Origin of the sequence: Sulfurovum sp. (assembly GCA_020525365.1) — a bacterium.
In the GTDB taxonomy this organism is placed as follows: Bacteria; Campylobacterota; Campylobacteria; order Campylobacterales; family Sulfurovaceae; genus Sulfurovum.
Genome location: JAIZOF010000001.1, coordinates 1,108,510 through 1,124,203, shown reverse-complemented (window position 1 = coordinate 1,124,203; position 15,694 = coordinate 1,108,510). Strand labels below are relative to the sequence as shown.

The window sequence follows — 15,694 nt, the reverse complement described above, 5'->3', positions numbered from 1 at the left end:
TTTAGAATTATATCTTTACTTTCATGTCTAACTTTCTGATTCCCTCAAATGCTACATCTAGCATCTTGTCAATCTCCTGCTCTGTAATGATATAGGGGGGCATGAAATAAATCACATTCCCAAGTGGTCTTAATAAAACCCCATTTTCCAACCCATAACGATATATTTTTAACCCAATACGTACTTTGGGGTCATACTCTTTTAATTCAACCGCAACAATCATTCCCTGTTGTCTAATTTCTTTGACGTACTTCAATGAGTGAAAATGCTTTAACTTTTGGGCAATATAGGCACTTTTTTTTCTATTTTGACATAAGACATCTTCTTCTTCAAAAATATCAAGTGTTGCCAATGCTGCACCGCATGCCAAAGGATTTCCTGTATAGCTATGAGAATGAAGAAATGCTTTGTGTTCATTGTAGTCACAATAGAATGCCCCATAAACCTCATTGGTTGTCATAACAACAGAGAGTGGTAAATAGCCACCTGTCAGCCCTTTTGAGAGTGTCATAAAATCAGGCGATATATCTGCATGTTCGCAAGCAAACATTTTTCCCGTACGTCCAAAACCAGTCATAATCTCATCTGCAATCAGATGAACATCATACTTTTGTGTCAACTCCCATGCTCCTACAAGATAGTCGGGATGATACATATGCATACCACCTGCACCTTGTATCAGTGGCTCCACAATCAAAGCAGCAACCTCTTCTCCCTGTGTTTGTAGTACCCACTGAAGCACCTCTAGTGCTTCAGCTGCTGCCTCTTGGCTTTGATTTTTAGGTACTGGTACCTGTTTATTGGCAATAAGGAGTGGCTCATATGTCTCTTTATAAAGTGCCACATCTCCAACGGAGAGTGCTCCAATGGTCTCACCATGATAGGAATTTGTCAACGATAAAAAAAGTGATTTAGATCTACCTTTATTACGATGGTAGTGATAGCTCATCTTTAGTGCTGCCTCAACTGCACTTGAGCCATTGTCAACATAAAAAACTTTCTTTAATCCATGAGGTGTAATGCTAACCAATCTATGTGCAAGCTCTACTGCTGGCTCATGCGTAAAACCAGCCAAAAGTACATGTTCAAGTGTATCTAGTTGCTTCTTCACTTTTGTATTGATTGCAGGGTTAGCATGCCCAAATAGATTAACCCACCAAGAACTAATAGCATCAATATAACTATTGCCTTCAAAATCATAAAGGTAGACACCTCTACCTGATTTTATAGGAATCAAGGGTAAGGTTTCATGATCTTTCATCTGTGTGCAGGGGTGCCATATCACCTCTAGGTCACGTTGCATCATGGTGCTGTTGCTTCTTGCTGGCAAAGATTGTCCTTTTATTCAAGTTAGTATTAATCACAAGTTGAATAGAATATTATACAAATTTTACCTAAAGAAGGCAGATAGAAGAATGATTAGTTGGATGCAAAAACATAATAAATACCTTGTATGGACCATTTGGGTCTCAACCATCGCATTCATTGGTGCTGGTTTTGTAGGCTGGGGAAGCTACGATTTTAGCACAAAAGCAGGAAATATAGCAAAGGTTGGAGATATTGAGATTAAACAATCTAGATTTAACGTAACTTACAATAATCTTTATGACCGATACAATCAAAAATTCAAAGGAGAGTTTGATAATAAAAAAGCTAAAGAACTTGGGCTTTTACGGCAGGCATTCTCTAGTGTTGAAGTGCAGGCAAAACTACTTAACTATGCAAAGGATATAGGACTTATTGCCTCTGATGAAGAGGTAGCACGTACACTAGGGTCGATCAAAGGTTTTCAAAAAGATGGTAAATTTGACAGAAGTATTTACGATATGTACCTTAAATCAAAGAGACTCAAGGCAAAAGTATTTGAAGAGATACTCCAAGATGAAATTATTATTACAAAACTTTTTAGTCTACTAAGTGTGGGTTCACTTCCACTTGAAGAGAAAGCAATTGGTGCGGCCATGAGCATGGCAGATAAAATAGAGTACCGTGTGTTGACAGAAGATGACGTAAACCCAAAAATAGACAGAAAAAAGCTCAAAACCTTTTGGGAAAAGAACAAAGAACAGTTTATGACTCCGAAGCGTTATGGTTTGCAGATCGTATGGATTAAAAGTAACAATACAAAGGTTACTGATGATGAGCTAAAACACTTCTACGAGACCAATAGTTTCAGTTATACTGACAAAAAAGGCAAGCAACTCTTATTCAAAGATGCAAAAAATAAAGTTTTGAAGGATCTTAAGCTCAAAAAGACTAAGAAAATAGCACAAAAGGCATACATTGCTTTTAAAAAAGGAAAGAGACAAAGTAGCGAAGAGATAACACTTTCCCTCAATGATCCAAAGCTCAGCAGAGTACTTTGGGAAACAATACAGCAAAAACAGAAAGGGGATATTCTTAAACCAAAAGTTGTCAACGATAGATATGCTACTGTTAAAATTACAGCTATTACAGAACCAAAGATTATGACATTTAAAGAAGCTGAATCAGCGGTAACAAAATTTTATAGAAAACTAATAAAAAAAGAGGCGCTGTTGTCACTTGCACAGACAACATTGAAAACACTTAAAAAATCCAATGGAAAGGTGTCTGGGTTTATAAATCTAAATAAGTTTGACAATCTTAAAAAACTAAATTCACAAGAAAGTTTACAATTTCTACAAAGACTCTTTACATCTTCGCAAAAAAAGGGTACTATTAGTGTGTCAAATAAAATAATAGTTTACAATATTATAGCACAGAAGTATCTGCCTATAGACAAAAAACAAGATCAGGTCATCAAAGATACTGTAGCTATGGTAAAACAGAAGATATTTAAATCCAATCTTATTAAAATTTTGGATACCAAATATCCAACCAAAGTATATATGGGGGGACTCACAAATTGAGTGATACGATTTTAGCCATAGACATTGGCTCCACAAAAATTTGTGCCATTATAGCTGAAATAAAAGATGAAGGAGTGCAGGTACTTGGTCATGGTGTCTCTAAGTCACGAGGTGTCAAAAAAGGTGCTATCACCAACATAGAGATGGCTTCTAAGTCTATCAAAAAAGCTATTAGTAATGCCAAACGTATTGCGGGAAACAATATTACCTCTGCGATTGTTTCTATTTCAAATGCTTATGCCAAAAGTCTTAACTCCACTGGTATTGTTAATATTGCACATAAAGATATCTCTATTAAGGAGATTAATCGTGTCCTTCAAACAGCACTTTACAATGCTAAAATTCCCAATGAATATGAAGTAATCCATGTACTTCCCTATAACTTTAGAGTAGATGATCAAGGTTTCGTCGAAGATCCATTTGGAATGAATGCTAGTCGCATGGAGGTTGATGCCAATATCATCATAACACAAAAATCCAATCTCTCCAATCTTAAAAAAGCAGTACGTTCTGCTGGTATAGAGATTGACAACATTGTCCTAAGTGGTTATGCCTCAACAATAGCCGTTATGGACAGAGATGAAAAGGAGCTTGGTGCTGCAATCATTGACCTTGGTGGACAAACAAGTAATCTTGTCGTTCATGTAGGTAACTCCATTCGTTACAATGATTTTCTTGGTGTTGGATCTAATCATATCACAAACGATCTCTCCATGGCACTTCATACACCACTTCAGGTAGCAGAGGAGGTTAAAATACAGTATGGAGATCTTTCTGAAACAAGCAATGAAGTAATTGAATTTCCTATTATTGGAGAGGAAGAAGAGAATCGAAATGATGTCTCTCTTGAGATTGTACGTTCTGTTATCTTTGCCCGTGTTGAAGAGGCACTAATGATTCTTGACAAATTACTAGAAAAATCCACACTCAAAGAACAGATTGGTGCAGGTGTTATTTTGACTGGGGGGATGACAAAACTTAAAGGTATTAGAGAACTTGCGCAGTCAGTTTTCACTTCCTTGCCAGTAAGGATTGCAAAACCACGAGAGTTGGAAGGTCTCTTTGGCGAATTAAGAAACCCTTCTTATGCTACTGTCGTTGGTCTTCTTCTATACAAAGCTGGAGAGTATACTCAGTATGAAATTAATTTTAACCAAGAGATGCTTCATTCCAAAACATTTACCCGTACTGATAATAATTTGGAAGATATAAAACTTGAACACACACAACAGGAGCCACAAACTGAAACACTACTTTCAGAAGAGGAAAAAAGTGAGGTGGAAACAACTGTTATATTTGATGATTTACCTAATTCAAACGCACAAAAGAATAATCCTGTTGAAAGGTTTTTTAATTGGACAAAACAGCTCTTTTAGTTATCAATCTATAGAAAAAAATTGTAGGAGAGAAAAATGAAAGAATTTGAAATTGATATTGTTGAAAAAAAGTATCATACCGATGGTGCAAAAATAAAAGCAATTGGTGTTGGTGGTGGTGGTGGGAACATGATTGACCATATGATCCAAGAGGGGGTTGATGGTATTGATCTTATCGTTGCCAATACAGATGCTCAGGCACTTGAAAGTTCACTGGCACCATACAAAATGCAACTTGGGATCAGTGCTACTCGAGGTTTGGGAGCAGGTATGGTTCCAGAAAAAGGTCGTGAAGCAGCATTAGAGAGTTTTGAAGAAATTAAATCCATGGTTAAAGGTGCTGATATTGTCTTTATCTCTGCTGGTCTTGGTGGAGGAACAGGTACGGGTGCTGCGCCAATCATTGCGCAAGCAGCCAAAGAGGTGGGTGCATTGACTGTCTCTATTGTAACAAGTCCATTTAGATTTGAAGGACGCAAGAGAACTAAACTTGCAAAAGAAGGTCTTGAAGAACTCAAACTTGAAAGTGACTCCATTATTGTCATACCTAATGAAAGACTCCTTTCAATTGTTGAAAAAAATCTTGGTATTAAAGAAAGCTTTAGACTAGTCGATGATATCCTAGCACAGGCAGTTGGGGGTATCTCAAAAGTGATTCTCTCACATGGAGAAAATGATATCAATCTTGACTTTGCCGATGTTGAAACAGTTATGAGTCACAGAGGACTCGCACTTATGGGTACAGGTCACAGCCGTGGCACAAATGCTGCTTATGATGCAGTTAAAGCTGCCATTGAGTCTCCACTGCTTGATAATGTCAGTATTGATGGTGCAATGGGTGTATTGGTACACTTTGATATTCATCCTGATTACCCTATTATGGAAATTGGTGAATCAATGGGTATCGTTGAAGAGAGTGTAGATGGAGATGCATCGGTTATCTTTGGTACAACGACCAATTCAGATATGGAAATCGATGAAGTGAAGATTACAATTATTGCAACAGGCTTTGAAGACAAGAGTACCATTTCTGAACTACCGCCTAAAACCAAAACACAAGAGACACTCTTAAATAGTACCAATACAATTAATACAATCAACACTCGTAAAGTAGTCGGTGGATATGATGGTAGTCAAGAAGACATTATTGATATTCCTACTTTTATGAGAAAACAAATGGACTAATATAGAATGAAGAATGCTCTCTTCTTCTATCTCCTTTTTTAAAAATAACTATCTTAAAATAGGCTATATATTGTAGTTTTATGTATTTTATCTACAATCTAACTGAATTATTTTTGATTCAAGAAGATCAATGCGAGCAGCGGTAAGTTTCCCTCCCCACAGACATCCTGTATCAAGTGCAAGTACATTTTCATCATGATAGAATCCCAGTGTTGACCAATGCCCAAAAATAATCTTCAATTCGATCTCCTTACGGTTATCGCACTCAAACCATGGCTTCATTCCCTTAGACCTCACTTCAGTAGTTGGTGCACCCTTTTGTTTAAAATCGAGTTGATTATCTTTATAGCAATAGCGCATACGGGTAAATGAACTAACAACGTAACGGTCAATGTCTTCAGGTGATGCATGCCTATCAAACCGATCAATACCACACTTGAATACCTTCATCAACCATTCTGTTGCACTGCTACTTTGTAGTTTTGTCTCAATACGCTTGGCATACTCCATTGCCATTCCTAAATCAAATTCTGGAGAGATACCAGCATGCGCCATACAGTATCCTAAAGAGAAGTCTACATGTAGGATTTTTTGTGACTGTAGCCACTCTATGAGCTCTTTTGCTATGGGTGATGACAATATTGGATCAATGGTTGGGTTAGACTTTCTAATACCATAATAGGCAGCAATAAGCATTATATCATGGTTGCCCAGTACCAACTTGACGGCATCACGGATGTTATAGAGATACTCCAGTGTCTCCAAAGAGCTATCGCCCCGATTGACTATATCGCCTGCAAGCCAGAGTGTATCATAGTAAGGGTTAAACTGTATTTTCTGTAACAAATAGTTAGTGCGTGTGCACCATGATCATTATCTTGTGGTGTAGCAGTCCAGTAACCACCAATTGCAGCCCGTCCAGTATCATCTCCCCAATATGGGTTGTAATCACTGTTAGATAGATAATCAGACCTAGTGATGTAATTACCGTTGTGGCTCCATCTCATTCCTCCCAATGGAAGTTTTAAAGACTCAAATGCTCCACGTGCATCAAGTGAATTCCAAGAAGCAACTTCTGCTTCCATCTCTCTTAATGTCGGTACTCTAAATCCTTGAGGACATACAGCTGGTGGAGCGGAGCTATCTGGTGGAGTGGAACTTCTATTTGCATCATAACTACCATAACCATCTGCTCTTGACCAATATGCTGATCTCAATGCTCCACTTTCATCTCGAACTTCTGATGTAATCAGATAGTCTGAGTTAGGGTAAATACAATAAAAATCTTTATCATCTAAAAATGGATTTTGAAGGGCATAGCGGTCACCACCAATATCTTGGTGGTATCTTGTTACCCTAAGTGCATGCCCAGTAAATGGTCTACCCCACTGGAGCCAACCACCATATGATGCAGGGTCTTCTCCATTTTTAGATACACTTGAAGCACCTACGTTTCTGTCTAGCCATACTCTACCTGTATTAGATACGATACAGCCATACTTAAGCCCTTGATACCAAGTAAACCAACTATTACAGTCTATTTTCGGAAATGTTTTCTTGTCATTCTTCTTATCTCCAAATGCATAACGATTTTTATCGTAAGCTGCAGATGATCCTACTGCATATAACGCCGTACTGCTTGTTAAAATTCCAAAGGCCGCTAGACCTATTAAAGATGTTTTAAACATATTTATTTTCTCCTTAAAGATATTAATTTATTGACTTAAACTATATACAGTTTAGTTTGATGTACTTGTATCTTCTGCAGATCCATTTATATCTGGAGTAGCAATTGACTCATCCATAATACAGCGTACAGATCCACCCTTTACACGGTTAAACTCTGTAGTTCTCTTAATTGCTGCTGTTTCACCATGTTCAGGGTTTTCATTCCAATAAAAATATAGTGCCTTTGCAGTATCTTCGTACAGCTCGTTAGTGCCAGGATCAGAAGCCCAATAAAAAGCATCATGATTCACAGTATATGATTCTGTTCGGTATTTCCATATCTTATCTATATGATACTTTACATGCTCTTTGGAAGGCAACAAGAATCCTGGTAATGGAAGCTTAAAGTTAGAGTTAAATGCTCTCTCTATTCCCCAATTATGCCAATCAGATTCGCTATCTTCACCCCATATCTTTGATTCTACATCCCACTCTCTTATAGTTGGCACTCTAAATCCTGCAGGACATACAGCCGTACCGTCTAGAGTTGACCAGTAAGCTTGCCTTTTTTGACCATCAGGATCATCATCTGACCAATCGTTTAGATCAAAATCATACAGCATGTGTTGTGGAGCTCCAAACCAAGCTCCAGGGTATGGTGATGTTGGTGTATTTCTTGATCTATTTTTTTGATAGAGTGATCCACCATACTCATGTCCGTCTGGTACTCTTCCCCATTGGAAAAAACCACCCCACGCTCTTGAGTCTCTCAGTTCTTGAGCAACTCTAGAAGCACCTGTGTTTCTGTCTAGCCATACTCTACCTGCTGGACTCACTACACAACCATACTCATGGTTCATAAATTCAATTTTTACCTTTCCTTCTAAACATGAAGTAAGTAATTCGTCTACTCTGTCTGTTTCATTTAGATCCATCAATGTACGTATATGAGTTTCCGCAGAACCTCCAAGTACTGGTATATCATAGTCACCAGAGATATGGGTACTATCAACTACATTTTTATAACTAGGACCACCAGTACGATTGGTCAATCCATACGCTGTTGTACTGACTACTAAAAGTCCTAAGGCCGCTAAGCCCGTAAAAGATGTTTTGAACATATTTTTTTCTCCTTGAAAATATTTTTTGTGATCACATTCACGCTCGTATTATAATATACGAGTACTGAATTATATCTTAATGTGATTAAAGAATTTGAATTGTTTTTATAAATATCTGTTTTTATTTTATTTGTGTGAAAATTAGTACGTAAATATTACTCAAAGCAAATGGATGAATATCACAATCAATTAATATTAAATAGTCTTCAATCAAACATCAGATACAGCTTGAACCATGTAACCCATCCCGCGAGATGAAGCTCCATATTTTCCAGCCCACCATATATTACGATCTACTAATGGATTTGGTGCATTGTGCACCATGATCAGTATCTGTGGTTAGCAACGGTCCAGTAACCACCAATTTGCAGCCAAATCGAGTATCATCTCCCAATATGGGTTGTAATCACTGTTAAGATAGATAATCAGACTAGTGATGTAATGACCATTGTGGCTCCATCTCATTTCCTCCCAATGGAAGTTTTAAAGACTCAAATGCTCCACGTGCATCAAGTGAATTCCAAGAAGCAACTTCTGCTTCCATCTCTCTTAATGTCGGTACTCTAAATCCTTGAGGACATATAGCTGGTGGAGCGGAGCTATCTGGTGGAGTGGAACTTCTATTTGCATCATAACTACCATAACCATCTGCTCTTGACCAATATGCTGATCTCGATACTCCATCTGCATCTCGAACTTCTGATGTAATCAGATAGTCTGAGTTAGGGTTAATACAATAAAAATCGTTATCATCTAAAAATGGATTTTGAAGAGCAAAACGGTCACCACCAATATCTTGGTGGTATCTTGTTACCCTAAGTGCATGCCCAGTAAATGGTCTACCCCACTGGAACCAACCACCAAATGATGCAGGGTCTTCTCCATTTTTAGATACACTTGAAGCACCTATGTTTCTGTCTAGCCATACTCTACCTGTATTAGATACGATACAGCCATACTTAAACCCTTGATACCAAGTATACCAACCATTACAGTCTATTTTCGGAAATGTTTTCCCGTCATTCTTTTTCTCCCCAAATGCGTAACGATTTTTATCGTAAGGTGCAAGTGATCCTACTGCATATAACGCCGTACTGCTTGTTAAAATTCCAAAGGCCACTAGACCTATTAAAGATGTTTTAAACATATTTATTCTCTCCTTAAAGGTATTAATTTATTGACTTAAACTATATACAGTTTAGTTTGATGCATTTGCATCATTTGCATCTTCTTCAGATACACTTGCATCTAGTGCAGATAGATCTATATTTGATATATCTGGAGTAACCATCTCATCCATAATACAACGTACAGATCCACCTTTTACCCTATTGAACTCTGTATCATAATGAAGTGATGCATGCTCACCGTGTGGAGCATTTTCATTCCAATAGAAATAATATGCCGCTGCAGTATCATCTAAATCGGTTCTGTGACCAGGTTCAGTAGCCCAATAGATAGCATCATGGTTTGTTGTAGCAAACTCTGTTCTATAGGTATCGTCCTGAGCCATATGATACTTTACATGCTCTTTAGAAGGCAACAAGAATCCTGGTAATGGAAGTTTTAATGGACCTCCAAATGCTCTTGCCATCCCATGATCGTCCCAAGGATCGCTATCTGCACCCCAGAACTTTCCTTCTGCAAGCCACTCTTTTATATTTGGTACTCTAAATCCTGCAGGACATACAGCTGTACCGTCTATGGTTGACCAGTAAGCTTGTCTTTTTGTACCATCAAAATCATCATCTGACCAATCGTTTAAGTCAAAATCATACAGCATGTGTTGTGGAACCCCAAACCAAGCTCCAGGATATGGTGATGTTGGTGTATTTCTTGATCTATTTTTTTGATAGAGTGATCCACCATACTCATGTCCGTCTGGTACTCTTCCCCATTGGAAAAAACCACCCCACGCTCTTGAGTCTCTCAGTTCTTGAGCAACTCTAGAAGCACCTGTGTTTCTGTCTAGCCATACTCTACCTGCTGGACTCACTACACAACCATACTCATGGCTCATAAATTCAATTTTTATCTCTCCTTTTAAACATGCAGTAAATAATTGGTCTAATCTATCTGTTTCGTTTAGATCCATCAATGTACGTATATGGGTGTCCGCAGAACCTCCAAGTACTGGTATATCATAGTCACCAGAGATATGGCGACTATCAACTGCATGTTTATAACTAGAACCACCAGTACTATTGGTAACTCCGTATGCTGTTGTACTGACTACTAAAAGTCCTAAGACCACTAAGCCCGTAAAAGATGTTTTGAACATATTTTAACATATAAATATTTTTGCGATTACATTCACGCTTGTGAGATAGTAGCAGAGGGCTTAAAAAGGAAATATATTAAAGATGTTTTAAACATATTTATTCTCTCCTTAAAGGTATTAATTTATTGACTTAAACTATATACAGTTTAGTTTGATGCATTTGCATCATTTGCATCTTCTTCAGATACACTTGCATCTAGTGCAGATAGATCTATATTTGATATATCTGGAGTAACCATCTCATCCATAATACAACGTACAGATCCACCTTTTACCCTATTGAACTCTGTATCATAATGAAGTGATGCATGCTCACCGTGTGGAGCATTTTCATTCCAATAGAAATAATATGCCGCTGCAGTATCATCTAAATCGGTTCTGTGACCAGGTTCAGTAGCCCAATAGATAGCATCATGGTTTGTTGTAGCAAACTCTGTTCTATAGGTATCGTCCTGAGCCATATGATACTTTACATGCTCTTTAGAAGGCAACAAGAATCCTGGTAATGGAAGTTTTAATGGACCTCCAAATGCTCTTGCCATCCCATGATCGTCCCAAGGATCGCTATCTGCACCCCAGAACTTTCCTTCTGCAAGCCACTCTTTTATATTTGGTACTCTAAATCCTGCAGGACATACAGCTGTACCGTCTATGGTTGACCAGTAAGCTTGTCTTTTTGTACCATCAAAATCATCATCTGACCAATCGTTTAAGTCAAAATCATACAGCATGTGTTGTGGAACCCCAAACCAAGCTCCAGGATATGGTGATGTTGGTGTATTTCTTGATCTATTTTTTTGATAGAGTGATCCACCATACTCATGTCCGTCTGGCATTCTTCCCCATTGGAAAAAACCACCCCACGCTCTTGAGTCTCTCTTTGTTTGAGCAACTCTAGAAGCACCTGTGTTTCTGTCTAGCCATACTCTACCTGCTGGACTCACTACACAACCATACTCATGGTTCATAAATTCAATTTTTACCTTTCCTTCTAAACATGAAGTAAGTAATTCGTCTACTCTGTCTGTTTCATTTAGATCCATCAATGTACGTATATGAGTTTCCGCAGAACCTCCAAGTACTGGTATATCATAGTCACCAGAGATATGGGTACTATCAACTACATTTTTATAACTAGGACCACCAGTACGATTGGTCAATCCATACGCTGTTGTACTGACTACTAAAAGTCCTAAGGCCGCTAAGCCCGTAAAAGATGTTTTGAACATATTTTTTTCTCCTTGAAAATATTTTTTGTGATCACATTCACGCTCGTATTATAATATACGAGTACTGAATTATATCTTAATGTGATTAAAGAATTTGAATTGTTTTTATAAATATCTGTTTTTATTTTATTTGTGTGAAAATTAGTACGTAAATATTACTCTGAATCTATCTTGATCTTCCGCATCTGTATTATGTACCCACTCTATATTTAGAGGAAAGGTCATATCGTGGTATATTAATAAATCCATACTCAAACCTATAATGCTTTCATGGTATTTAAGGTGTTTCGTCTCTTTTGACCTTGTTTGGTAGTAGCGTTGCTTTACATAGAGTGACTCTCTTTGAACAGAGAGTGGAAATGAGAAAAAATAGATTGATCCATCAAATACTTTATACAGTCCCACTTCTGCCATCATCGCCTCTTTGGCATAGTAGTCCTCTTCTAAACTAAAAATTTCCATACTATTGGGTGCAGATAAAGGCTTATATCCATTTTGGTTGATGGAGATACCTTTTTTAATGCTTATGTTCCCTCTATCACTTTTTATATACTTTGTATTAAAACCAACATAACTCTGATTTACAATGTCGTGCATCAATGCATAGCTAGCTCCATACAGCATACCACCTCTATCTGTTGAGGCAAATAGTGATAACTCATGATGGCTATTGGGGTATTGGCTGATACCATACTGTTTTGTGTTGCCCATATTTAGTGTGACCGTAAGGGGTTTTTGGTATACATTATCAAAAGATTGTATATATTTCAATCCTAAACCAGCATGCCAGTATCCTGAGCGTAAAAATGGATATTTTACATAGGCACTATAGCCATAATCATTATGGGCTTTCTTTCTATTACTATCTAGTACAGAGATAAAATGAGCACCAAAATGAAACTGGTAAGCGCTATTGTCATAACCCAAACCTGCCAATGAGTAGTCTGGTTGCTTAGAAGCAACAAGATGGATACTATTTCGCATAAGTGGATCTATGAAAAGCATATTGGCAGTAGCCAATATGCCATTGGCGCTACTGTAGCTTACTGTTTGAGACAGTGAGCTATATTTGAGTGATGTTAATGCATGGTAAGATTCTAAGTTTTTACTATTTTTTTCAGAAACAAGATCACTAGGATCAAACGCTGTTTGATCCTCTGTATTTTCAAAAGCATATTTAAATGCTGGTATCTGTGCTGCACTCTCTTCTCTATTTTGTAGAATATAATTAAAACCATTAGCACTCATGGTGGCTACTAGCAACTTGTCGTTGTCCAATACTTTTAAGTCTACCACATCATCCCCCTGGGTGATACGTTTTAATTGTCCATGATGATTGACAGTATAGGCTGATGTACCATGCTTACTTGGGGCGATGATGTATACTTTGCCATGAGTATCTACATCTGTCACATAGCCATAGTACCCCTCGTAAGAGAAGAGTGCTTGTCTATTCTTATACAATGTACGTATTTTACCTTGTTGCTTAAAGTAGTATAAGTCACCTTTGTCATCTACAAGTACGCGAGAGGAGGAGGTATCATAAAAATTTTTTCCTACATAAATATGCATTTTCTCCAAAGAGCGATTGACATCCATATAGACCATTTCACCATTGGGCTTGAAACCTTGTATTACTTTAGAGTCTGTCTCTTTCAACAGTCTTGCACTTGCATCATATAGCCCTTTTACCATACGCGTAGGCGATGAAAGGTAAGTACTTTGTGTATAGTATTTGCCCTCTTTTTGAAATACCCGACCTAGCAGAAAAGAGGTTTTTTCATTTTTGCTGATATTGCCTTTTTTGTTTATCTCCAATAGTCTAGGTGCAGATTTTACATCTGTAATCAATGTTGTAATCTTGCCATTTTGCTTTGTAAGAGAAGTAAGCATTTGGGTGGTAGCAAGTATTTTTCCTTTAGTCTGTTTAAAGCCTTTATGTTTGGTTTTAAGCTCCCTACTAAACTCAGCCAAAAGAGTCTCAAAATCTTTCCCGTAATAGGTTTCAAAAGTATTATTGATCCCAAAAGGAAAATACTGCTTAGAGTACTCCTTGAAAAAACCATTGACCTTCTCTATCCCATACTTTTTAACCAAAAAAGTCTGAAACATCCCCCCCTCAAAATACCAGTTTTCTTTATAGGGATATTGTATAGTATGATTAAACATCAGTTCAGGTGTCATTTTACCTGCCTTGGCTAGCAGAATATTTTGTGCTACTACTGCACCAGAATAGAGTCTGCCTCCTAATCCAAAACGTGATTCATTCAGTACAGCATTTCCCTCAAGTAAAAAACTTCCCACAAAAAGATTAGGAAAAGGATAAATAATAAGCAGAGTTCCTAGGTCGATTGTGGGTAAATTTCCAAATATTTTATAACCCCATTTGGACAAAGTATTCTCTTTTGCATTAAGCTGAAAACTGTGTGCACTCTCGTGTATTTGTAGCACCTTAAACCATGATGCTGAACCAAAATAGTCCAACTTATCAGCACCTGTTCCATATAAAAGTTGCGAATTGAAAGGTACTGGGGTAGCAGACCCACCGCTTATCTGATTGTTATATGATGCCAATTTTATATAAAGCTTCTCATCAAGCCTTAAACCAAACTCTTTTGTATAGGTATCTATAATTTTATGCTGATAGTTCCGTATTGCTGGTACTAAGTTATGATACTCTTTTGCATAAATATATGTAAGGTTATTATGTTATCTATATAATAATTATCGGGTAATTACCGATGATGCCCGTGGTAAACTACTTGTACACAGCAATAAAGCAAGAAGTAATTTTTTCATTGTTTTCCTATATTTTTAATGAGATGTATTTTAACCAGATATAATAAAAACATAAGAATTAAATTATGGGTGGCTCAAGATTTTAAAATAGAAACTTGAAATAGACACAAAAAATATTAAGATTTTAAACCTTGTTGATATGCAACAATCTTGTCTTCAAACTCCATTGCCGCATAAGCTGAAGAGGGAGATGGCAGATAAACCCTTTCAATATCGAAATAACCAAAGTGTGTTTCAAAAAGTGCTTGAGATTTTTTGCCCGTGAAAGCAAGTTTAGAAATAGTAGGGTGTTGCTCAAGTAGTGCAGGAATATTATTGACTGTTTCATCTTTAAGAGAGGTATCAAGCGAGTTGTTCCGGTGACAAGAGGTGATCATATCCCACAGTCCAAACTTGCACTCTTTGAGTAGCCAAATCTTTTGATCACGGTTATTGGCGGGGTAGCCAGTAACTGTTTCGAGTATCTTCCAAAATTGGTTACGGGGATGGGCATAGTAAAAATTATTCTTGAATGATTTAATACTTGGAAATGAGCCCAAAATTAGTATCCGTGTATCACTAAAGACAATAGGATCAAAAGGGTGATATAACTGCTTACTACTCACTTTTTTCCTATTTCTACTTACACGCTTTTTGCATATTGCGCACAATAAGCACCAATAGTGCCATTGAGAAGATTTTAAAGTTAATCTCACTCCCTTTATGTGTCGCAATAAAGGCTATTGACTTAGTCATCCCCTCTCCTGCAAGTTGCATAGTCAAAATATCTGGCAGATAGTAGTGCCCAAACATTACCCCTGTAGCAACAACAAAAAAGGTTGCCACTTGCGTAGTGGTATCACGTTCAAATTTCTTATACTTATACCCCTCATAGAGTATTACAGCAATTACCATTACATCAACCAGATAAGAGAGTTTAACGAAGTTCTGTGTCATAATGAGTCCCTCTTGAAAATGGCTCAACACCTTGCCATTAAGCCACTCTTCAGTGTGGAAAGTCACTGGTGCAACCACAATACCAGCAAAAAGCCCTGCCCCAAGTGTAGCAGTTAAGAAAATCAAATAGATTATTGTTGTAATTCGAAAGATTTTTTTCATGACATATCTCCTATTTATCTTTTATGCTTAACATACAAGGTTCAGC

General features: G+C 37.4%; 13 protein-coding genes. 3 read left to right on the top strand and 10 right to left on the bottom strand.

Features of this window, described 5'->3' with window-relative positions; translation table 11 throughout:
* Positions 1 to 7: 7 nt before the first annotated feature.
* A complete protein-coding gene (locus LGB01_05615; GenBank protein ID MCB4753676.1) occupies positions 8 to 1,306 on the bottom strand; it encodes an adenosylmethionine--8-amino-7-oxononanoate transaminase in 1,299 nt (432 codons plus the stop codon).
* Between the two features lie 109 nt (positions 1,307 to 1,415).
* On the opposite strand from LGB01_05615, the gene LGB01_05610 reads away from it, so the two are divergent.
* The 3 genes from LGB01_05610 to ftsZ are packed head-to-tail and all read left to right on the top strand — an operon-like array spanning position 1,416 to position 5,452.
* Positions 1,416 to 2,891 (top strand): peptidylprolyl isomerase, encoded by a 1,476-nt coding sequence (locus LGB01_05610; protein MCB4753675.1) that lies wholly within the window; start codon positions 1,416 to 1,418, stop codon positions 2,889 to 2,891.
* Positions 2,888 to 4,267 (top strand): cell division protein FtsA, encoded by a 1,380-nt coding sequence (ftsA, locus tag LGB01_05605; GenBank protein ID MCB4753674.1) that lies wholly within the window; start codon positions 2,888 to 2,890, stop codon positions 4,265 to 4,267. Before LGB01_05610 ends, ftsA begins: the two co-directional genes overlap by 4 nt.
* 36 nt (positions 4,268 to 4,303) lie before the next feature.
* Complete coding sequence (gene ftsZ, locus LGB01_05600; GenBank protein ID MCB4753673.1) at positions 4,304 to 5,452, top strand: cell division protein FtsZ; 1,149 nt, start codon at positions 4,304 to 4,306, stop codon at positions 5,450 to 5,452.
* 87 nt (positions 5,453 to 5,539) lie between these two features.
* Here the strand turns inward: ftsZ and LGB01_05595 are convergent, their stop codons facing one another.
* The 9 genes from LGB01_05595 to LGB01_05555 all read right to left on the bottom strand — a co-directional run bounded on the left by LGB01_05595 (position 5,540) and on the right by LGB01_05555 (position 15,648).
* The gene (locus LGB01_05595) at positions 5,540 to 6,298 is read right to left on the bottom strand and encodes a symmetrical bis(5'-nucleosyl)-tetraphosphatase (protein ID MCB4753672.1); all 759 of its coding nucleotides are present in this window, start codon (positions 6,296 to 6,298) and stop codon (positions 5,540 to 5,542) included.
* Positions 6,238 to 7,140, bottom strand: a complete 903-nt coding sequence (locus tag LGB01_05590; protein MCB4753671.1) for a hypothetical protein — start codon at positions 7,138 to 7,140, stop codon at positions 6,238 to 6,240. The genes LGB01_05595 and LGB01_05590 overlap by 61 nt, the downstream gene beginning before the upstream one ends.
* A gap of 51 nt (positions 7,141 to 7,191) precedes the next feature.
* Positions 7,192 to 8,241, bottom strand: a complete 1,050-nt coding sequence (locus tag LGB01_05585; protein MCB4753670.1) for a fibrobacter succinogenes major paralogous domain-containing protein — start codon at positions 8,239 to 8,241, stop codon at positions 7,192 to 7,194.
* 430 nt (positions 8,242 to 8,671) lie between these two features.
* Positions 8,672 to 9,388: a hypothetical protein gene (locus LGB01_05580; GenBank protein ID MCB4753669.1), complete on the bottom strand. Its 717-nt coding sequence runs from the start codon at positions 9,386 to 9,388 to the stop codon at positions 8,672 to 8,674.
* Between the two features lie 51 nt (positions 9,389 to 9,439).
* Positions 9,440 to 10,522 carry a hypothetical protein gene (locus tag LGB01_05575; GenBank protein MCB4753668.1) on the bottom strand — a complete coding sequence of 361 codons (1,083 nt, stop codon included), beginning with the start codon at positions 10,520 to 10,522 and terminating at the stop codon, positions 9,440 to 9,442.
* A 146-nt stretch (positions 10,523 to 10,668) separates the two neighbouring features.
* Positions 10,669 to 11,751, bottom strand: a complete 1,083-nt coding sequence (locus LGB01_05570) for a hypothetical protein (protein ID MCB4753667.1) — start codon at positions 11,749 to 11,751, stop codon at positions 10,669 to 10,671.
* Between the two features lie 141 nt (positions 11,752 to 11,892).
* Positions 11,893 to 14,325, bottom strand: coding sequence for a hypothetical protein (locus tag LGB01_05565; protein MCB4753666.1), 2,433 nt, complete (start codon positions 14,323 to 14,325; stop codon positions 11,893 to 11,895).
* A 341-nt stretch (positions 14,326 to 14,666) separates the two neighbouring features.
* Complete coding sequence (locus LGB01_05560) at positions 14,667 to 15,155, bottom strand: DNA-deoxyinosine glycosylase (protein ID MCB4753665.1); 489 nt, start codon at positions 15,153 to 15,155, stop codon at positions 14,667 to 14,669.
* A gap of 13 nt (positions 15,156 to 15,168) precedes the next feature.
* Positions 15,169 to 15,648, bottom strand: coding sequence for a DUF4149 domain-containing protein (locus LGB01_05555; protein MCB4753664.1), 480 nt, complete (start codon positions 15,646 to 15,648; stop codon positions 15,169 to 15,171).
* Positions 15,649 to 15,694: the final 46 nt, after the last annotated feature.